Here is an 18,662-nt window from a genome sequence, read left to right as displayed (position 1 = left end):
CATCACATGAAGTTCCGCGTGTGCAGCGCGGAGAGCCGCTCCGCCTCGTCGCGGTCGAAGCCCAGCCGCGCGAGGCGTGCACGGCGGCCGGCCGCCATGTCGCGCTGCAGTTGCTGCACGGCGGCATGGCCGCGCGCGATGGCGCCCGGGGACAACTCGCCCGCCGCGAGCAGCACCAGCGCATCGAACACTTCCTCGTTGAGCCCCGCGGTGCTGGCCAGCGCGTCGTAGCGCACCTCGATCGCGTTGCGCAGCTTGGCCTGGTAGTCGGGCTGCACCGAGAGCCGGTACTCCAGGTGCGCCATGCCGAAGGCCACGTGCCGCGCTTCGTCGCGCGCGGTGAGCCGTGCGATCTGCCGCGTCACCGGGTCGGGCGCATTCGCCTGCAGAAAGTTCAGCAGGTTCACGAAGCTGCCCTCGCCCAATACGGCGAGCAGGAAGGTGGCGACCGAAAAATCCGGCGCATCGAACAGCGTACGCAGCGACGCCTGCCCGCCCGCTGTCGAGAGCGCGGGCTCGTGGCCGCGCAGCGTGGCACGCCGAGTGAACACCTCGACGTGCCGCGCCTCGTCGGCGCACTGCAGCGCCAGCAACTGCAGCACTTCGCGGAAGTGCGGGTGGATCTGCCCGAGGTGACGCGCGGGCACCAGCAGCGCGGCGTTCTCGTTCTCGATCAGGTACGTCATCACCTGCACCACGGCGGCCTCGATGGCGGGCGGCAGTTCGAAATCGGCGTCCCACTCGATAGCCGTGGCCGGGTCCCACTGGGCGGCCGCAGCCTGCCGGTAGAGCTCGCCCGCCGTCGTGGCCCAGAGCTCGTGGCGGCGGTGCAAGGCAAAGAAAAAGTTCGGACTGCCTGCCTCGACCGTAGCGCCGCGCGCGGCCAGTCCCCAGCCTGCTTCGGCATCGTCGGCGGGCGCACCGTTGATGTCGCCGAGCGCGGTGCCCGTTGCTTGCGCATCGCGCCACCGGCCTTCGGCATGCGGGCCGCGCGTGATGCGAGCTTGCGGTTTCCCCTCCACGGTGTCGAAACGCAGCGGATGCCCTTGGCTGCGGCACCAGGCTTCGAGGTGCATCTCCCAGTCCGGCGAGCGCCCGCGCACCTGCAGCTCGCCCCCCACCGGCCGTTCGGCCAGCGCGCGACGAATGAGCAGCAGGGCGCCCTGGTCGAGGCCCAGCGACTCAATATCGATAGTCGGGATTGAGGATGGCGCCATCGCGGCTGTAGAAGTTCTCGTCGTCCACCGCGCGCTCGAGCAGCGCGTAGCCGCTGGTGCGGCCCGCGCGCCATTCGCGCAGGCCTTCGAGTTCGAGCAGCGGCCGCACCTGCGGGTCGTCCCAGCGCATCGCCATCAGCAGCGAGACGAAGCGCTCGATCAACTCGGCGGGCGCGCCCGGGCTGGTGGTGAAGTTGCAGTGGTCGTAGGCACCGGTGCGCGCGATGACGCGCGTGCTGCCCGAAGGCAGAGTGCCGTCGAGACCGAAGGCCAGGTGGTTGCCGTCGATGAGGCAGCAGGCATCGACCTCGCCCGCCATCAGCGCGACGGCCGCATCGCGCTCGCCGCCGATGTGGTCGCCATGCTTGCCGCCGAGCACGTCGAAGTAGCGCAGCAAGAAGTCGCGCGGTTTCACGAGGCCTTCGCTGCGCAGGTGATCGAGCGGGATCAGCGTGGCCTGCGGCGAATCGAGCGCGCCCATGCCCACGGTCTTGCCGCGCAGGTCGGCCAGCGTCTGGATCGGGCTGTCGGCACGTACGACGATGGCCGAGCGCAGGTCGCAGTCGGTGTCGCGCATCGCGACGGCATGCACCTGCTGGCCGCGGCTGCGCGCGATGCGGTCGGCGCGCACCCACGCCAGCGGCGAGTTCCACGCGAGATGCAGCGTGCCATCGAACTGCGCCTCGACCTGCTTTTCGTAGTTCGAATACAGCACGTAGTCGAAGGGCAGGCCGTTCTTCACGAAGAAGGCCTTGAAGCCCTCCCAGATGGTGACGACCTTGGGCGCGTAGGCGACCGCGCCCATGATCAATACCGGTTCGGACATGGCAGGAGGCCTTTCAGAACAACGGCAGGCCGGTGATGGCCTTGCCGATAAAGTCGTAGAGCACGTCGGAGGTCGGCGCCATCACGCTCGATGCGCGCGCGTCGCGGAACAGGCGCTCGATGCCGGCCTCCTTGCGGAAGGCCGCGCCACCGCACACGCGCATGGCGATGTCGGTCACTTCGAGCGCGGTTTCCGCGGCGGCCGCCTTCACTTCGAGCACGCGCAGCATGGTGTCGGCGCGGCCTGCGCCGATGGCGGCCACGGTGTCGTCGAGCAGCGTCTGCACCATGTCGGTCTTGATGCGGGCGCGCGCGAGGTAGGCGCGGATGGTGGGCAGGTCGGCCAGCGACGAATCCAGGTGCACATGCCTGGTCTGGCTCACATGGCCGATGGCGCGGCTCAGGGCGCCTTCCATCAGGCCCACGGAGCACGCCGCGCTGAGCACCGAGAACCAGGGCAGCACCACGCCCATCATCGTGTCGAAGCCCTTGCCGTCTTCTCCAAGTCGCGCGTCGGCGCCGATGCGCACGTTCGTCGCGGTGATCGGCGTGGAGGCGTTGCCGCGCAGGCCCAAGCCGTCGAAGCGGCCGGGTTGGGTGAGGCCGTCGGACTTCGCATCGACCAGCCACAGCGTGCTCGCGCCCTCGGCCGCGAGCGGCTTGCTCGACCAGACATAGCTGTCGGCCTCGAAGGCGGAGGTGACCCAGCTCTTGCGCGCATCGAGCACCACGTTCGCGCCGTCCGCGCGGGCGGTGCCGGTGGGCGCCCAGAAGTGGCTGCGCGAATCGGCTTCGGAAAAGGCGAGGGTGACCAGGTGCTTGCCTTCGGCGATGGCCTTGCGCACGGCCTCGGGACCCTGCTGCTCCAGCACGGCGGTGGCGCAGTAGTGCATGCACACCACCATCGCGGTGGAAGGGCAGGTCTGCGCGATGCGCGAGACCACCTGCACGGCTTCCTTCAGCCCCAGGCCCTGGCCGCCGACCGACGTGGCCGAGACCAGCCCGAGCAGGCCCGCCTTGCCCAGCGCCTCGATCGTCTCTCGTGGAAAGCGTGCCTCGCTGTCGGTGCGCAAGGCCAATGGCTGCAGCGTTTCCGTTTCGATACCGGCGAGCACGTCGAGGGGATTCATCGCTTTCTCCTGAGGGTTGAGGTTGAGGGGAAGGAACTACACCAGCCGCTCGCGCAATTCGGCGAGCTGGGCCGTGAAAGGGGCGCTGTCTTCGAGACAGCGCAGGTCGAGAAGGAGGCGGTCTTCCGCGATGCGGCCGATCACCGGCAGCGGCAGGCTGCGCAGGGCGGTGGCGAGCTTGTCGAGTGCCGTGCCCAGCCCCTTCTTCGCGGTACCGGCCGGCGCGAGCGCGAGGCCGGCCGAAGGCAGGCGCTCCACCGGCAGCGAGCCCGAGCCGATCTGGCCCAGCAGCGGCACCACCTCGACGGTGAAGCGCGGCGATACGGCCGCCTGCACGGCAGGCAGCAGCGCTTCGGCCATCTCGCGGATCGCATCGGCGGAGCGTGTGAGCAGGCGCAGCGTCGGCAGGTCTTTCGCCAGCCGCTCGGGCCGCAAGTACAGCGAGAGCGTCGCTTCAAGCGCGGCCAGCGGCAGCTTGCTCATGCGCAGCGCGCGCTTCATCGGGAACTTGCGGATGCGGCCCACCGCCTCCTTGCTGCCGACGATGAGTCCGGCCTGCGGACCGCCCAGCAGCTTGTCGCCCGAGAAGGTGACCACGTCGCAGCCGGCCGCGAGCATCTCCTGCGGCAGCGGCTCGCGCGGCAGGCCGTAGTGCGCGAGGTCGACGAGCGAGCCGCTGCCCAGGTCGGTGGCCAGCGGCACGCCGCGCGCATGCGCGATGCCGGCGAGCGTGGCCTCGTCCACTGCGGCAGTGAAACCCTGCACCGCGTAGTTGCTGGTGTGCACCTTCATCACGAGCGCGGTCTGCGCGTTGATGGCGCGCTCGTAGTCCTGCGGGTGCGTGCGGTTGGTGGTGCCGACCTCGACCATGCGCGCGCCGGCGCTGGCCATCACGTCGGGCATGCGGAAGGCGCCGCCGATCTCGACCAGCTCGCCGCGCGAGACGATCACTTCGCGGTCGCGCGCGAGCGCCGCGATGGTGAGCAGCACCGCGGCCGCGTTGTTGTTGACCACCGTCGCGGCCTCGGCACCGGTGATGGTGCACAGCAGCTCTTCGATCAACGAATCGCGGTCGCCGCGGCTGCCGGTGGCGAGGTCGTACTCGAGGTTGTTGGGCGAGGTCATCACCGCGAGCAGGCGCTGCAATGCCGCATCGGCCAGCAGCGCGCGGCCGAGGTTGGTGTGGATGACGGTGCCGGTGAGGTTCAGCACGGCGCGCATGCGCGGTGCGAGACGGTCTTGCACGCGGACGGCGAGCGCATCGCTCAGCGCTTCCGGTTGCACTTCCGATGTGGCGAGCTTCCCGGTCACGGCACGTGCGCGAAGCCCTTCGAGCAGCGCGCGCGCTTCACCGACGACGAGGGTGCGGCCGTGCTCGGCCAGCAGGGCGCGCGGCGCATCGGCGCGCAGCAGTTGATCGACAGAAGGCAGATCCTGGGGCCTTGCCGTCGAGCCGTGGACCACGGACTCTTCGGGCGCTGCCATCAGCCGCCTCCGCCGTCGTCGGCGATCTCGGGATCGCCGAAGAGAAGCATCAGGTTGTGGCCGCTGCGTTGGTGTCCGGCCTCGGAAACCAGCAGGTCGAGCGTGACGCTCGCGAGGTCGTCGGCGACGGGCTCGACCTCGGGGTCCCGCTCCATCGCGATCTGCTTGAGGTAGTGGCCGCAGCTGTCGCAGCACTCGGCCTTCACCGCGCCTTCGCGCGCGCCGGTGGCGGGCAGCTCGATGCCGGGTTCGGGCGTGAGCGATTCGAAGTGGATGCCCTTGGTGCTTTCGCAGTGCGTGCACTTGATGCGCACGTAGTGCCACTCGGTGCTGCACAGCGAGCAGTGCAGGTAGCGAAAGCCCGCCTCGTCCGCGCCGATGCGCGTGATGCTCACGGTGGGCACGCTGCCGCAGCAGGGGCACTCGTTGCCGGGGTCGGTTCGGCCGTAGATGTTCTCGCCATTGCGCTCGGCCACCTGCAGCACGAGCTGTGTCCAGTAGGCCTGCAGGCCTGATGCGATCAATGGCGCCGCGGCCAGGTCGAGCCCGAACATGATGCGGCGCGAGAGCAGGTCGGCCTGCTGGTCGAGCCAGGCGTCGTCGGCGGCCACCACGCGGTCGAGCGTGTCGCGCGCCGGGCCTTCGGGCAGGCGCGCGCGAAAGAGGCCGAGCAGGCGCCGCAGCTGCGTGCGCCACACCGCATCGCGCGTCCAGCAGAACGCGGGCATCGGCGGCTTGAGCACCTTCGCGGCGGCTTCGAGCGCTTCGGATTCGGGGAGCGCGACGGCCGGATAGTCCTGCAGCACCTGGTGCTGCGCCTGCGCAAGGTCGGCGATGAAGATCAGGTACTCGCGCATCGGATGCGAGGCCGCGAGCTGGCGCAGCCGCAGCTGCCGGTCGGAGAACACCGCGGCGCGCACCGGCAGGCGCAGGAACGGCATCTGCCGCCCGGCCTGCATCGCGATCTGTTCGGGATCGAGAACGCGCGTGGTGCGGATCGGCGGTGGCGTACCGGTGGGGCTCGTCATCGGCGCAGTATCACTCACCGCGCGTCATTTTGCGATGCCACAACGGATGGTTGAGCTTGGCCCATCCTTCGGTGACGGTGCCGCGCGTCATCGCGCGCAGCGTGCCCTTGACCCAGATCGCGGCGTAGATGTGCGTGATGACCGAGAGGATCAGCACCACCGCCGAGACCGCATGCACGACCACCGCGATGCGCCGCAAGAGGATCGGGAAGAAGCCGACGAACCACGGGCTCCAGAACATGAAGCCCGTCACCAGCAGCAGCAACAGGCTGATGCCGAAGGCCCAGAACACCAGCTTCTGCCCGGCGTTGTACTTGCCCACCGGCGGCATGCTCGACTTGTCGCCCTTGAGCATCTTGGGCGCGTTCCTGACCCACTCGCGGTCGCTGCGGTCCAGGATGTTTTCGCGCCACATCGTGAAGAAGAGGAACACGAAGCCCAGCACCATCAAGAGGCCCATGAAGGGGTGCAGGATGCGCGTCCACTGGCCGCCGCCGAACAGCGTGCTCAGGAAGAACAGGCTCGGATGGAAGAAGGCCAGGCCCGAGAGCGCGGCCGCGAAGAACATGATCGCGACGAACCAGTGGTTCATGCGGGTGGCGTCGCGGTAGCGGCGAAGGTAGTAGCGGGTCATCGCGTTCTCCTCATGCACGGGGTGCGTCGCGGACGGGATCGGCGGCGGTCGATGCTGGCGGCGCTTCGATCACCACCACGTCGTCGGGCTTGCCATCCGCGTCGGCATCGGGGTGCTCGTCCTTCGGCTCGATCGGCCCGGTCTTCATGTAGTGGAAGAAGCTGCCGACCACCGCGCCGATCATCGCGACCATCGCGAGCGGCTTGGCCACGCCCTTCCACAGCGACACCAGCGGGCTGATGTGCGGGTCTTTCGGAAGACCGGCGTACAGGCCCGGGCGGTCGGCGTGCTGCAGCACGTACATGACGTGCGTGCCGCCCACGCCGGCCGGGTCATACACGCCGGCGTTCGCGAAGCCACGGTCCTTCAGGTCGACGATGCGTTCCGAGGCGTACTCGTGCATGTCTTCCTTGGTGCCGAAGTGCAGCGCGCCGGTGGGGCAGGCCTTCACGCAGGCCGGCTCCAGGCCCACGCCCACGCGGTCGGAGCACAGCGAGCACTTGTAGGCCTTGTTGTCGGCCTTGCTGATGCGCGGCACGTCGAACGGGCAGCCCGTCACGCAGTTGCCGCAGCCCACGCAGTGCTCGCTGATGAAGTCGACGATGCCGTTGCTGTACTTGATGATTGCGCCCGGCGCCGGGCAGGCCTTCAGGCACCCGGGGTCGTCGCAGTGCATGCAGCCGTCCTTGCGGATCAGCCATTCGAGCTTGCCGGCCTCGGGTTCGACCTCGGAGAACTTCATCACCGTCCACGAAGCCGGCGTGAGGTCGTTCGGGTTGTCGTAGGTGCCGTGCGTGGTGCCGACCTCGTCGCGCAGGTCGTTCCACTGCATGCACGCGACCTGGCAGGCCTTGCAGCCGATGCAGGTCGACACGTCGATCAGCTTGGCCACCTCCTGCACCTGCGGGCGATGGCGGATGTCGGGCGACGGTGTCGTCGTGGCCGAGCGGGCGGCGATGTCGAGGGTCTGGAGGGATGACATCGCTTATGCCTTCTCGATATTCACGGTGAACGACTTGTACTCGGGCGTCTGCGTGTTCGCATCGCCCACGAAGGGCGTGAGCGTGTTCACCAGATACCCCGGCTTCGCGATGCCCACGAACCCCCAGTGGTTCGGCAGCCCCACCGTGTGCACCGTGCGCCCATCGACCTGCAGCCCCACGATCCGCTTGGTCACCAGCGCCACCGCCTTGATGAAGCCGCGCTTGCTCGACACCTTCACCATGTCGCCGTTGGCGATGCCCTTGTCCTTCGCGAGCTCCTCGCCGATCTCGACGAACTGCTGCGGCTGGATGATGGCCGAGGTGCGCACGTTCTTCGTCCAGTAGTGGAAGTGCTCGGTGAGCCGGTAGCTGGTCGCCACGTACGGAAAGTCCTTCGGCACGCCCAGGCGCTCGAGGTCGCCCTTGAAGATGCGCGCCGCGGGGTTGGCGCGCGCCTTCGGGTTGTTCGGGTGCATCAGGTTGTTGACCAGCGGCGACTCGAAGGGCTCGTAGTGCTCGGGCAGCGGACCTTCGGCCATGCCGGTGGGCGCGAAGAGCCGCGCCACGCCTTCGGCCGTCATGATGAAGGGACGCACCGCCTCGGCTTCCATCGGGTTCGCATCGGGCCGGATGTCGGGCACGTCGGCGCCGGCCCAGGCCTTGCCGTTCCATGCGACGAGGCTGCGCCGGGCGATCCACGCCTTCCCGGTGGCCGGGTCGGTCGAGGCGCCGTTGTAGAGGATGCGCCGGTTCGCCGGCCACGCCCACGCCCAGTTCTGCACCATGCCGATGCCGAACGGATCGGCGTTGTCGCGCCGCGCCATCTGGTTGCCGGCCTGCGTCCATGCGCCGCTGTAGATCCAGCAGCCCGATGCGGTCGAGCCGTCGTCGCGCAGGAGGCCGAAGCCCGAGAGCTGTTCGCCGGCCTTCGCGAGCGGCGGCTTGGTCGGGTCCTTCGGATCGAGCAGGTCGGTGAGGGCGCGCCCGTTGTATTCCATCGCCAGCTCTTGCGCCGAGGGCGAGTGCGGAATCTTGTAGGGCCAGGTCAGCTTGACGATCGGATCGGGGAAGGCGCCGCCGTCCTTGATGTAGGCCTGGCGGATGCGGTTGTAGATGCCCGCGATGATCTCGATGTCGCCCTTGGCTTCGCCCGGCGGCTCGGCGCCCTTCCAGTGCCACTGCAGCCAGCGGCTGGAGTTGGTGAGCGAGCCGTCTTCCTCCGCGAAGCAGGTCGATGGCAGGCGGAACACCGTGGTCTGGATGTCGGTGGTCTTGACGTCGTTGAACTCGCCGAAGTTGCGCCAGAACTCGCTGGTCTCGGTCTGCAGCGGGTCGATGGTGACGAGGAACTTGAGCTTGGAGAGCCCGTCGATGATCTTCTTCTTGTCCGGGAACGAGCCCACCGGGTTGAAGCCCTGGCAGATGTAGCCGTTGAGCTTGCCCTGGTTCATGAGCTCGAAGGCCTGCAGGATGTCGTAGAGCTTGTCGATCTTCGGCAGGTAGTGGAAGGCCCACTCGTTCTCGGCCGTGGCCGCATCGCCCCACCACGACTTCTGCATGCTGACGAAGAACTTGGGGTAGTTCTGCCAGTAGCTCATCTGGTTGGGACGCAGCGCCTTCAGCGCGCGGGTCTTGTAGTAGTCGGGCAGGTTCTGCTCGCTGTCCCGCGCGAGCGACATGTAGCCGGGCAGCGAGTTCGACAGCAGCCCCAGGTCCGTGAGGCCCTGGATGTTGCTGTGGCCGCGCAGCGCGTTCATGCCGCCGCCGGGCACGCCGATGTTGCCCAAGAGGAGCTGCACGATGGCGCCGGTGCGGATCATCTGCGAGCCCTGGCTGTGCTGGGTCCAGCCGAGCGCATACATGATGGTCATGGTGCGCGTGGGCGTGCTGGTGCTCGCGATGTACTCGCAGACCTTCAGGAATTTGTCCTGCGGCGTGCCGGTGATGCGGCTCACCAGCTCGGGCGTGTAGCGCGAGTAATGCCGCTTCATCACCTGCAGCACGCACTGCGGGTCCTGCATGGTCATGTCGACCTTGGCCATGCCGGCTTCGTCGAGCGCGTAGCCCCACGACTTGGGGTCGTAGTTGCGCTTCTCGGCGTTGTAGCCGCTGAACAGGCCGTCCTCGAACTTGTAGTCAGGCCCGACGATGAACGGCGCGTTGGTGTAGTTGCGCACGTACTCCGTCTGGATCTTGTCGTTGCTCAAGAGGAAGTTGATGACCCCCGCGAGGAACGCGATGTCCGAGCCCGCGCGCACCGGTGCGTAGTAGTCGGCCATGGCGGCCGAGCGCGTGAAGCGCGGGTCGACCACGACAAGGCGCGCCTTGTTCTGCTTCTTGGCCTCGATGACCCACTTGAAGCCGCACGGATGCGCCTCCGCGGCATTGCCGCCCATGATCAGCACGACATCCGCGTTCTGGATGTCCTGCCAGTGGTTGGTCATCGCACCGCGTCCGAACGTCGGGGCCAGACTGGCCACCGTAGGTCCGTGTCAAACGCGTGCCTGGTTGTCGAACACCAGCATTCCGGTCGAGCGGAATGCCTTGTGCGTGATGTACCCGGTTTCGTTGGACGAGGCCGAGGCGCAGAGCATGCCCGAGCTGGTCCAGCGGTTGACGGTCTTGCCGTCGGCGTTGGTGGTCTGGAAGTTGGCGTCGCGGTCGGCCTTGAGCAGCTTGGCGATGCGGTCCAGCGCCTCGTTCCAGCCGATGCGCTTCCACTCGGTGCTGCCGGCCTCGCGCACTTCGGGGTACTTCAGCCGCATGGGGCTGTGCACGAAGTCCAGCAGGCCCGCGCCCTTGGGGCACAGCGTGCCGCGGTTCACGGGGTGGTCGGCATCGCCCTCGATGTGGAGGATGTCGGACACCACGTTCTTGGCCTTGTCGCCCAGGCTGTACATGATGAGCCCGCAGCCCACCGAGCAGTACGGGCAGGTGTTGCGCGTCTCGGTGGTGCGTGCGAGCTTGAAGTTGCGCGCCTCGGCGAGCGCCGCGGTCGGCGAGAAGCCGAGCGCGACGATGCTCGAGCCGATCAGGCCCGCGCTGCTGACGCGGAAGAATTGCCGGCGGCTTATGTCCATGACATCACCTCCTGCACAGCTGAAGTGGGTTGTTTCATCGTGGTCTTCTTCTGTTTTGCGTGGGAAAGAGAACGAGGCCGGTGCCTCTTTTATTTGGGTGCCGTGCCGTCGCCACCGCTCGGCGCAGGCGTGCCGCCCGTCGAGGCGCCCCCCTGGCCGCTCATGCCGCCCACGGCTGCGCCGCCTTCGGACGGGCCTTTGTGGGCGGAGGTGGGATCGATCTTGTCGCCGGAGTCGGCGGGCTTGATGCCGCTGGGGCTGGCACCGGACGAAGAGGCAGCGCCTGCTGCCGACGTCGTCGGCTTGGGATCGCAGGCACTCAACAGCAAACCAAGGGCCAGGCAAAGGCCGACGGTTTGCAAGCGCTGACATCGTGACATCGACACTCCTTGTGGGGGAAGGCGGCCCGGCTGTTTTTATGGCTTCCGTTGTTGCCGACGGGCTCGCCCCGACGCGGTAACTGGATGCTTTTTTCGCATCATGCGACAGCATGCCGCCGCGATCAAGGGCTCGGAGGGCGCAATAACCCTTGAATCCGCCTGTGGCCTTAGGCGTCGGCTATCGTTCGCGCCATGACCGACTCCCTTCGCCTTGGCTGGCGCACCCTCTGGCGCGACCTGCGCGCCGGCGAGCTGCGCCTCTTGATCGTCGCCGTGCTGCTGGCTGTGGCCGCACTCACGGCGGTCGGCTTCTTCGCCGACCGGCTGCAGGGCGGGCTCAAGCGCGATGCGCGGCAACTGCTGGGCGGCGATGCGGTGATCGTGAGCGACAACCCGACGCCCGACGCCTTCGTGGCCCAGGCTAAATCGCTGGGCCTGGAAGGCACCAGCACCTACGGCTTTCCCACCATGGCGCGGGCCGACGATGTGCAGGGCGGCGCCAGCAAGCTCGTGGCATTGAAGGCGGTGACGGCGGGCTATCCGTTGCGCGGCAGCCTGCAGACATCGACCACTTTCACCGGGCCGGGCGCGATCACCCGCGACATTCCGCCGGCCGGCGAGGTGTGGGTCGATGCCTCGCTGCTTGATTCGCTGGGTCTCAAGATCGGCGACCCGCTGCTCCTGGGCGACACCAGCCTGCGCGTGGGCCGCATCATCACGCTGGAGCCCGACCGCGGCGCCGGCTTCATGAGCTTCTCGCCGCGCGTGATGCTCAACCAGGCCGACGTGGCGCGTACCGGGCTCGTGCAGCCGGCCAGCCGCGTGGGCTATCGCTACGCGGTGGCGGGCAACGATGCGGCGGTGAAGCGCTTCACCGACTGGGCCGAGGCCAGCATCAAGAAGGGCGAGCTGCGCGGCGTGCGGCTCGACTCCTTCGAAGGCGGCCGGCCCGAGATGCGCCAGACGCTCGACCGCGCCGAGAAATTCCTGAGCCTCGTCGCGCTGCTCGCGGCGCTGCTGTCGGCCGTGGCCGTGGCGCTGGCCGCGCGCGGCTTCGCGGCCAGCCACCTGGACGACTGCGCGATGCTGCGCGTGCTCGGCCAGAGCCAGCGCACCATCGCGATGGCCTATGCCTTCGAGTTCGCGGTGATCGGCGTCGTGGCGAGCGGCATCGGCGTGGCCATCGGCTTCGCGGTGCACTACGTGTTCGTGCTGCTGCTGGCGGGGTTGGTCGAGACCGCATTGCCCGCCGCCACGCTGTGGCCGGTGGCCTTCGGCCTCGGCATGGGGCTCACGCTGCTGTTCGCCTTCGGCCTGCCGCCGGTGCTGCAGCTCGCACGCGTGCCGCCGCTGCGCGTGATCCGGCGCGACGTGGGTGGGCTCAAGCCCGCATCGCTCGCGGTGCTGGGCATCGGCGTGGCGGGCTTCGCCGCGCTGCTGATGGCGGCGAGCAGCGACATCAAGCTCGGGCTGATCGCGGTCGGCGGTTTCGCGGGCGCGGTGGCTGTTTTTGCATTGCTCAGCTGGCTCGCGGTGAAGGTGCTGCGCCGCAGCGTCAACGAAACGACCGCGCCGCGCTGGTTGGTGCTGGCCACGCGGCAGATCTCGGCGCGGCCCGCCTATGCGGTGGTGCAGGTCAGCGCGCTCGCGGTCGGCCTGCTGGCACTGGTGCTGCTCGTGCTGCTGCGCACCGACCTCGTCGCGAGCTGGCGCAAGGCCACGCCGCCCGATGCGCCGAACCGCTTCGTCATCAACGTGATGCCCGACCAGAGCGAAGCGTTCCAGAAGTCGCTGCGCGATGCCGGCGTGGGCAAGTTCGACTGGTACCCGATGATTCGCGGTCGCCTCATCGCGGTCAACGACAAGCCGGTGACGCCCGACGACTACGCCGAAGACCGCGCCAAGCGCCTGGTGGACCGCGAGTTCAACCTCAGCAACGCCATGGAAGCGCCCGCGCACAACAGCATCACCGCGGGCGCCTGGAAGCCCGGCGCGGCGGGCGAGGTGAGCGTCGAAGAAGGCCTGGCCGATACGTTGGGCCTGAAGCTCGGCGACACGCTGCGCTTCGACATCGGCGGCATGCAGAACGATGCGCGCATCACCTCGCTGCGCAAGGTCGACTGGGGCTCGCTGCACGCCAACTTCTTCGTGATGTACACGGTGGCCTCGCTGCCCGACGTGCCGGTCACCTACATGGGTGCCTTCCGCGCACCCGAGACGCGCGGCTTCGACAACACGCTGGTGCGCACCTACCCGAACGTGACCAACGTGGACATGAGCGCGACCATCAACCAGGTGCAGCGCGTGCTCGACCAGGTGATCCGCGCGGTCGAGTTCCTGTTCGGCTTCACGCTCGCCGCGGGGCTGGTGGTGCTGTTCGCGGCGGTCACGGCCACGCGCGAGGAGCGGGCGCGGGAGTTCGCGGTGATGCGTGCCGTGGGCGCACGCGCGAGCCTCTTGCGGCAGGTGCAGCGCGCCGAGCTGATCGGCGTGGGTCTGCTCGCGGGCTTTCTCGCGAGCATCGTGGCCTCGGTGATCGGCTGGGGCCTCGCGCGCTATGTGTTCGAGTTCACCTGGACCGCATCGCCGCTCGTGCCCGTCGCGGGTGCGCTGGCCGGCGCGGTGCTGGCATTGGCGGCGGGGTGGTGGGGTTTGCGCGACGTGCTGCGCCGGCCGGTGGTCGATACGCTGAGGCGCGCGGCGGAGTAAACCTGAACCGCGATCGTGCTGAAGGCAAGACTGGCATCAACAGGAGCTGACATGGCGATCACGACCGAGACGCGACCCGCGGTGCTGGACCTGATCGGCAATACGCCGCTGGTCCAGGTCACCCGGCTGGACACGGGCCTGTGCACCCTGTTCCTCAAGCTCGAGTCGCAGAACCCCGGCGGCTCCATCAAGGACCGCGTCGGCCTCGCGATGATCGAAGCGGCCGAGCGCGATGGGCGCCTTGGCCCCGGCGGCACGGTGGTCGAGGCGACCGCCGGCAACACCGGGCTGGGCCTGGCACTGGTGGCGCGCGCCAAGGGCTATCGCGTGGTGCTGGTGGTGCCCGACAAGATGTCGACCGAGAAGGTGCTGCACCTGAAGGCGCTCGGCGCCGAAGTCCACATCACGCGTTCCGACGTGGGCAAGGGCCATCCGGCGTACTACCAGGACTTCGCGGCAAGGCTCGCGAAGGAGATCCCGGGCGCCTTCTTCGCGGACCAGTTCAACAACCCCGACAACCCGCTCGCGCACGCATCGAGCACCGGCCCCGAGATCTGGCAGCAGTGCGGCCACGATCTCGATGCCATCGTGGCCGGCGTCGGCTCCGGCGGCACCATCACCGGACTCACGCGCTACTTCCGCACGGTGCAGCCCGACCTCTTTTTCGTGCTGGCCGATCCCGCGGGCTCGGTGGTCGCGGAGTACACGCGCAGTGGTGCCATCGGCGAGGCGGGTTCATGGGCCGTCGAGGGCATCGGCGAAGACTTCATTCCGGCCATCGCGGACCTCTCGGGCGTGAAGAAGGCCTATTCGATCAGCGACGAGGAGAGCTTCGGCGCCGCGCGCGAACTGCTGCGTGCCGAGGCCATCCTGGGCGGCTCTTCCACCGGCACGCTGCTGGCCGCGGCGCTGCGCTTCTGCCGCGAGCAGACAAAGCCGCTGCGCGTGCTGAGCTTCGTCTGCGACACCGGCACGCGCTACCTCTCGAAGGTCTACAACGACCAGTGGATGCTCGACCAGGGGCTGCTCGCGCGCGAGCGCTTCGGCGATCTGCGCGACGTGGTCTCGCGCCGCTTCGAAGACGGCAGCGTGATCAGCGTCGGCCCCGGGGACACGCTGCTCACGGCCTTCCAGCGCATGCGCCTGGCCGACGTGTCGCAACTGCCGGTGCTCGATGAAGACGGGCGGCTGGTCGGCGTGATCGACGAGTCCGACCTGCTCCTGGGCGTGCATGCCGATGCCGACCGCTTTCGCTCGGAGGTGCGCAGCGCCATGACCGACGTGCCCGAGACGCTGCCGGCCGACGCCAGCCTGGGCGAGCTCGAAGCCGTGCTCGACCGCGGCCTGGTGGCGATGATTGCCGACGAGGCCGGCTTCCATGGCCTCATCACCCGTGTCGACCTTCTGAATCACTTGCGCAGGAAACTGAAATGAGCCAAGACACTTCCGACACCCGCCAGCAGGGCTTTGCCACCCGCGTGATCCACGCCGGCCAGTCGCCCGACCCGACGACGGGCGCGATCATGCCGCCCATCTACGCGACCTCGACCTACGTGCAGCAGAGCCCCGGCGTGCACAAGGGCCTGGACTACGGCCGCTCGCACAATCCGACGCGCTGGGCGCTGGAGCGCTGCGTGGCCGATCTCGAAAACGGCTCCGGGGCTTTCGCCTTCGCCTCCGGACTGGCCGCGATCTCGACCACTCTCGAACTGCTGGATGCCAACTCGCACATCGTCTCAGGCGACGACGTCTATGGCGGCACCTTCCGCCTGTTCGAACGCGTGCGCGCACGCAGTGCCGGCCACCGCTTCAGCTTCGTCGACCTGACCGATCCGGCCCAACTGCTCGCCGCACTGCAGCCCGACACGCGCATGGTGTGGGTCGAGACGCCGACCAATCCGCTGCTGCGCCTGGCCGACCTGCGGGCCATTGCCGACATCTGCCGCGAGCGCGGCATTCTCTGCGTGGCCGACAACACCTTTGCGAGCCCCTGGGTCCAGCGTCCGCTGGACCTCGGCTTCGACGTGGTCGTGCACTCGACCACCAAATACCTCAACGGGCATTCGGACGTGATCGGCGGCATCGCCATCGTCGGCCGCGAAGCGCGGCACGAGCCGTTGCGCGAGCGCCTGGGTTTCCTGCAGAACTCGGTGGGTGCGATCGCCAGCCCCTTCGACAGCTTCCTCACGCTGCGCGGGGTGAAGACCCTGGCGCTGCGCATGGAGCGGCATTGCAGCAGCGCACTGGCGCTCGCGCAGTGGCTCGAAAGCCAGCCCCAGGTCGCGCGCGTGCACTACCCGGGCCTGGCCTCGCATCCGCAGCATGAGCTGGCCAAGCGCCAGATGCACGGCTTCGGCGGCATGATCTCGATCGACCTGCGCACCGACCTCGCCGGCGCGCGGCGTTTTCTCGAAGCGGTGCAGATATTCGCACTGGCCGAGAGCCTCGGCGGCGTCGAGAGCCTGATCGAGCATCCGGCCATCATGACCCACGCCACCATTCCGGCCGAGACCCGCGCCCGGCTCGGCATTGGCGACGGGCTTGTCAGGTTGTCCGTGGGTGTCGAAGACCTGGAAGACCTGCGCGCTGATCTGCAGCAGGCGCTGCAGAAGATCTGAGAAGCTGAGGCGGCGGGGCGCAGCCGGGTAATTTTTCTTTTCGCGGGAAGAGGAGGGCCGGGAATGCAATACATTCCCCGACCCTGCATTCATTCATTCGAAGAGAACTCCCTTACATGCGCTTGGCGTCATTCCAGATCACCAACTTTCGCTCGATCAACGACAGCGGCCCCATCGACTCCACGCAGATCACTGCGATCCTCGGCCGAAACGACAGCGGCAAATCGAACCTGCTGCGTGCGCTGCACAGCCTGAACCCGGCCGAAGGCCTCATCGAACTCAGTCCGATCAAGGACTTTCCGCGGCATCGCCGCCTTGAAGAGTGCCAAGGCGACACGCCCGTCGTCGCGACGCGCTGGGCGCTCGACGACGGCGAACGCGCCGAACTGAAGGCCATCCTTCCGCGTGCATCCGATGTGCGCCACGTCACCGCCGGCCGGGGCTATGCCGCGACACGCTGGACCGGTTTCGAAGGCCTCGGCGAACTCTCGCTCGACGTGTCGGACATCAAGGGCAAGGTCCGCAAGATCGTGCCTGCCGTCAAGGCCGCGGCCGAGAAGGTCGCCGAAGGCGCTCGCGCCACGCTGGAGCAGGAGGCCGATGCCTTCGACGCCGCGATGATCCCGAGCCCCGACTACATCAAATGGTCGGAAGGCGCGGTGAGGGCGCTGCAGGCCCTGCGCCGGGCGATGGCCGCCGAGGATGCCGAACTCAGCGACAAGCAGGAGCAGATGCTGGTCGAGCTCGAGGACATGGCCCGCGCGATCGCGAACGACACGCCCGCGCTCGCGAAAGCGAAGCAATGGGTGCTCGAAAAATTGCCGCGCTTCGTCTACGTGGACGAATACCCCGCGCTGCCCGGCCGACAGAACATCGCCGACTACCTCGTGCGCAAGGGTTGGGGCCAGGCGACGCCCGAGCAGCGCAGCTTCGAGAAGCTCTGCAAGGTCGCGGGGCTCGACCCGCAGCAACTGCAGGACCTGCTCGAGAAGAACGACCAGGCCACGCGCAACCAGCTCGTGAACCGCGCGGGCTCGGTCGTCACGTCGGAGATCCGCCGCGTGTGGAAGGACCGCGAGCTCAAGGTCCGCTTCAACCTCGACGGGCCGTACATGGACACGCTGGTGTCCGACCCGAACGGCGCCTACGAGGTCGAAGTGAACCTCGACGAGCGCAGCCGCGGCTTCCAGTGGTTCTTCTCGTTCTACATCACCTTCTTCGCGGACACCCGGGGCGCGGGCGATGCCATCCTGCTGCTGGACGAACCCGGCCTGCACCTGCACGCGCATTCGCAGGCCGACCTGCTCGCGCACTTCGAGCACGACTTCGGCAACCAGATCGTCTACACGACGCATTCACCGTTCATGGTGCCGACGCATCGGCTGGATGCGGTGCGCACGGCCAGCATGAGCGAAGTGGCCGGCACGACGGTGAGCAACAAGGCGGAGGGGGATGCGCGGACGCTTTATCCGTTGCAGGCGGCGATTGCGTTGAGCCGGATGGGGAGCGAGCCTGTGAAGGCGCAGCCCAAGGAGGCCGTGCCGCGTGCCGAGACGCCGACCCGCGAGGTCAGCGAGCTGGAGGCAGCGCTTCCTTGAACATGTGCTCCCCCGCAAAGTCCACGAACGCCCGCACCTTCGGCGACAACTGCCGGCTCGATGACCACAGCGCCGAGAACTGCCCCTGGCGACTCAGGTGCGTCTCGAGCACGCGCTGCAGCTCGCCGCGGCAGAGCGAATCGCGCGCAAGGAAGTCGGGCATGTAGGCCACGCCGAGGCCGGCCACGGCCGCGCCGAGCATGGCTTCCATGTTGTTGCAGAGAAGCCCGGGCGGCAGTTGCGTGGGCAGGCCCGGCAGGTCCCAGTCTTCGATCTTTCCGCCGGTCACGAACTTGTAGCGCAGGCAACTGTGTTGGGCGAGGTCGGCCGGCACCTGCGGCACGCCGTGTTCGGCCAGGTAGGCGGGCGAGGCGACGAGCACGAAGTTGAACGGGCCGAGCCGGCGCGCCACGAGCTGCGAGTCGCCGAGCTCGCCGCTGCGGATCGCCACGTCCACGCCCTCGGCGATCACGTCGACCAGGCGGTCGTTGAAGTCGAGGTCGAGTTCGATCTCGGGAAAGCGCGCCTTGAAGGCCGGCAGGATCGGCAGCAAGAAGCGGTAGCCGATGGTCGGCAGGCTCACGCGGAGGCGCCCGCGCGGGGCGGCGACCGCGTCCTGCATCATGGCCCGTGCATCGTCGAGCTCGTCGAGGATGCGGCGGCAGCGCTCGTGGAACATCGCGCCTTCCTCGGTCAGCCGCACATGCCGGGTGGTGCGGTTGAAGAGCCTGAGGCCCAGCTGCTGTTCGAGCCGTGCGACGTTCTTGCCCACGGCCGAGGCCGAGATGCCCAGCAAGCGACCCGCCTTGGCAAAGCTCAACAGGTCGGCCGCCCGCACGAAGGATTCGAGTCCGCTGAAGCTGTCCATGGATTGGCAACCTTGGGTTGGGAGTGTGAGGATCAATGGCGCCATTTTCATTCCATTGATTCCTTTCTATCTTCTGTGCCTCCTTCTTCCCTTCTGCGTGAAAGCCT

Annotated in this window: 14 protein-coding genes; 4 read left to right on the top strand and 10 right to left on the bottom strand. The window is 68.1% G+C overall.

Going from position 1 to position 18,662, the window contains the following annotated elements; all coding sequences use genetic code 11:
- Positions 1-2: 2 nt before the first annotated feature.
- The 9 genes from GNX71_RS26045 to GNX71_RS26005 form a co-directional block, all read right to left on the bottom strand.
- Positions 3-1,217, bottom strand: a complete 1,215-nt coding sequence (locus GNX71_RS26045) for a ferritin-like domain-containing protein (RefSeq protein WP_206175103.1) — start codon at positions 1,215-1,217, stop codon at positions 3-5.
- Positions 1,183-2,043 carry a PhnD/SsuA/transferrin family substrate-binding protein gene (locus tag GNX71_RS26040; RefSeq protein ID WP_206175102.1) on the bottom strand — a complete coding sequence of 287 codons (861 nt, stop codon included), beginning with the start codon at positions 2,041-2,043 and terminating at the stop codon, positions 1,183-1,185. Before GNX71_RS26040 ends, GNX71_RS26045 begins: the two co-directional genes overlap by 35 nt.
- A 13-nt stretch (positions 2,044-2,056) precedes the next feature.
- Positions 2,057-3,172 (bottom strand): acyl-CoA dehydrogenase family protein, encoded by a 1,116-nt coding sequence (locus GNX71_RS26035; protein ID WP_206175101.1) that lies wholly within the window; start codon positions 3,170-3,172, stop codon positions 2,057-2,059.
- A 36-nt stretch (positions 3,173-3,208) separates the two neighbouring features.
- On the bottom strand, positions 3,209-4,657 hold the full coding sequence (gene selA / locus GNX71_RS26030) for an L-seryl-tRNA(Sec) selenium transferase (protein ID WP_206175100.1): 1,449 nt from the start codon (positions 4,655-4,657) through the stop codon (positions 3,209-3,211).
- Complete coding sequence (fdhE, locus tag GNX71_RS26025) at positions 4,657-5,685, bottom strand: formate dehydrogenase accessory protein FdhE (protein ID WP_206175099.1); 1,029 nt, start codon at positions 5,683-5,685, stop codon at positions 4,657-4,659. Before fdhE ends, selA begins: the two co-directional genes overlap by 1 nt.
- Before the next feature lie 10 nt (positions 5,686-5,695).
- Positions 5,696-6,319: a formate dehydrogenase subunit gamma gene (locus GNX71_RS26020; protein WP_206175098.1), complete on the bottom strand. Its 624-nt coding sequence runs from the start codon at positions 6,317-6,319 to the stop codon at positions 5,696-5,698.
- A 10-nt stretch (positions 6,320-6,329) separates the two neighbouring features.
- On the bottom strand, positions 6,330-7,301 hold the full coding sequence (gene fdxH, locus GNX71_RS26015) for a formate dehydrogenase subunit beta (protein ID WP_206175097.1): 972 nt from the start codon (positions 7,299-7,301) through the stop codon (positions 6,330-6,332).
- 3 nt (positions 7,302-7,304) lie between these two features.
- Entirely contained in the window at positions 7,305-10,382 is a 3,078-nt protein-coding gene (fdnG, locus tag GNX71_RS26010) for a formate dehydrogenase-N subunit alpha (protein WP_206175096.1), read from the bottom strand.
- An 89-nt stretch (positions 10,383-10,471) separates the two neighbouring features.
- A complete protein-coding gene (locus GNX71_RS26005; RefSeq protein WP_206175095.1) occupies positions 10,472-10,762 on the bottom strand; it encodes a hypothetical protein in 291 nt (96 codons plus the stop codon).
- 192 nt (positions 10,763-10,954) lie between these two features.
- On the opposite strand from GNX71_RS26005, the gene GNX71_RS26000 reads away from it, so the two are divergent.
- The 4 genes from GNX71_RS26000 (at position 10,955) to GNX71_RS25985 (ending at position 17,687) form a co-directional block, all read left to right on the top strand.
- Positions 10,955-13,471, top strand: a complete 2,517-nt coding sequence (locus GNX71_RS26000) for an FtsX-like permease family protein (RefSeq protein WP_206175094.1) — start codon at positions 10,955-10,957, stop codon at positions 13,469-13,471.
- A gap of 51 nt (positions 13,472-13,522) precedes the next feature.
- On the top strand, positions 13,523-14,905 hold the full coding sequence (locus tag GNX71_RS25995) for a cystathionine beta-synthase (RefSeq protein ID WP_206175093.1): 1,383 nt from the start codon (positions 13,523-13,525) through the stop codon (positions 14,903-14,905).
- The gene (locus GNX71_RS25990; protein ID WP_206175092.1) at positions 14,902-16,089 is read left to right on the top strand and encodes a PLP-dependent aspartate aminotransferase family protein; all 1,188 of its coding nucleotides are present in this window, start codon (positions 14,902-14,904) and stop codon (positions 16,087-16,089) included. Before GNX71_RS25995 ends, GNX71_RS25990 begins: the two co-directional genes overlap by 4 nt.
- A gap of 116 nt (positions 16,090-16,205) precedes the next feature.
- Positions 16,206-17,687, top strand: coding sequence for an AAA family ATPase (locus GNX71_RS25985; RefSeq protein WP_206175091.1), 1,482 nt, complete (start codon positions 16,206-16,208; stop codon positions 17,685-17,687).
- Here GNX71_RS25985 and GNX71_RS25980 read toward each other — a convergent pair.
- Positions 17,659-18,555, bottom strand: coding sequence for a LysR family transcriptional regulator (locus tag GNX71_RS25980; protein WP_206175090.1), 897 nt, complete (start codon positions 18,553-18,555; stop codon positions 17,659-17,661). The two genes, GNX71_RS25985 and GNX71_RS25980, sit on opposite strands and share 29 nt — an antisense overlap.
- Between the last annotated feature and the right edge of the window lie 107 nt (positions 18,556-18,662).

The organism is Variovorax sp. RKNM96 (assembly GCF_017161115.1).
Lineage (GTDB): Bacteria > Pseudomonadota > Gammaproteobacteria > Burkholderiales > Burkholderiaceae_C > Variovorax.
Note: the sequence above shows the minus strand (reverse complement) of the source record. Positions and strands in the feature narration are given on the sequence as shown.

Coding starts and splice junctions, on each gene's coding strand:
- GNX71_RS26045 (WP_206175103.1), bottom strand. CDS start 1,217: ATGGCGCCATCCTCAATCCCGACTATCGATATTGAGTCGCTGGGCCTC.
- GNX71_RS26040 (WP_206175102.1), bottom strand. CDS start 2,043: ATGTCCGAACCGGTATTGATCATGGGCGCGGTCGCCTACGCGCCCAAG.
- GNX71_RS26035 (WP_206175101.1), bottom strand. CDS start 3,172: ATGAATCCCCTCGACGTGCTCGCCGGTATCGAAACGGAAACGCTGCAG.
- selA (WP_206175100.1), bottom strand. CDS start 4,657: ATGGCAGCGCCCGAAGAGTCCGTGGTCCACGGCTCGACGGCAAGGCCC.
- fdhE (WP_206175099.1), bottom strand. CDS start 5,685: ATGACGAGCCCCACCGGTACGCCACCGCCGATCCGCACCACGCGCGTT.
- GNX71_RS26020 (WP_206175098.1), bottom strand. CDS start 6,319: ATGACCCGCTACTACCTTCGCCGCTACCGCGACGCCACCCGCATGAAC.
- fdxH (WP_206175097.1), bottom strand. CDS start 7,301: ATGTCATCCCTCCAGACCCTCGACATCGCCGCCCGCTCGGCCACGACG.
- GNX71_RS26005 (WP_206175095.1), bottom strand. CDS start 10,762: ATGTCACGATGTCAGCGCTTGCAAACCGTCGGCCTTTGCCTGGCCCTT.
- GNX71_RS26000 (WP_206175094.1), top strand. CDS start 10,955: ATGACCGACTCCCTTCGCCTTGGCTGGCGCACCCTCTGGCGCGACCTG.
- GNX71_RS25995 (WP_206175093.1), top strand. CDS start 13,523: ATGGCGATCACGACCGAGACGCGACCCGCGGTGCTGGACCTGATCGGC.
- GNX71_RS25990 (WP_206175092.1), top strand. CDS start 14,902: ATGAGCCAAGACACTTCCGACACCCGCCAGCAGGGCTTTGCCACCCGC.
- GNX71_RS25985 (WP_206175091.1), top strand. CDS start 16,206: ATGCGCTTGGCGTCATTCCAGATCACCAACTTTCGCTCGATCAACGAC.
- GNX71_RS25980 (WP_206175090.1), bottom strand. CDS start 18,555: ATGGACAGCTTCAGCGGACTCGAATCCTTCGTGCGGGCGGCCGACCTG.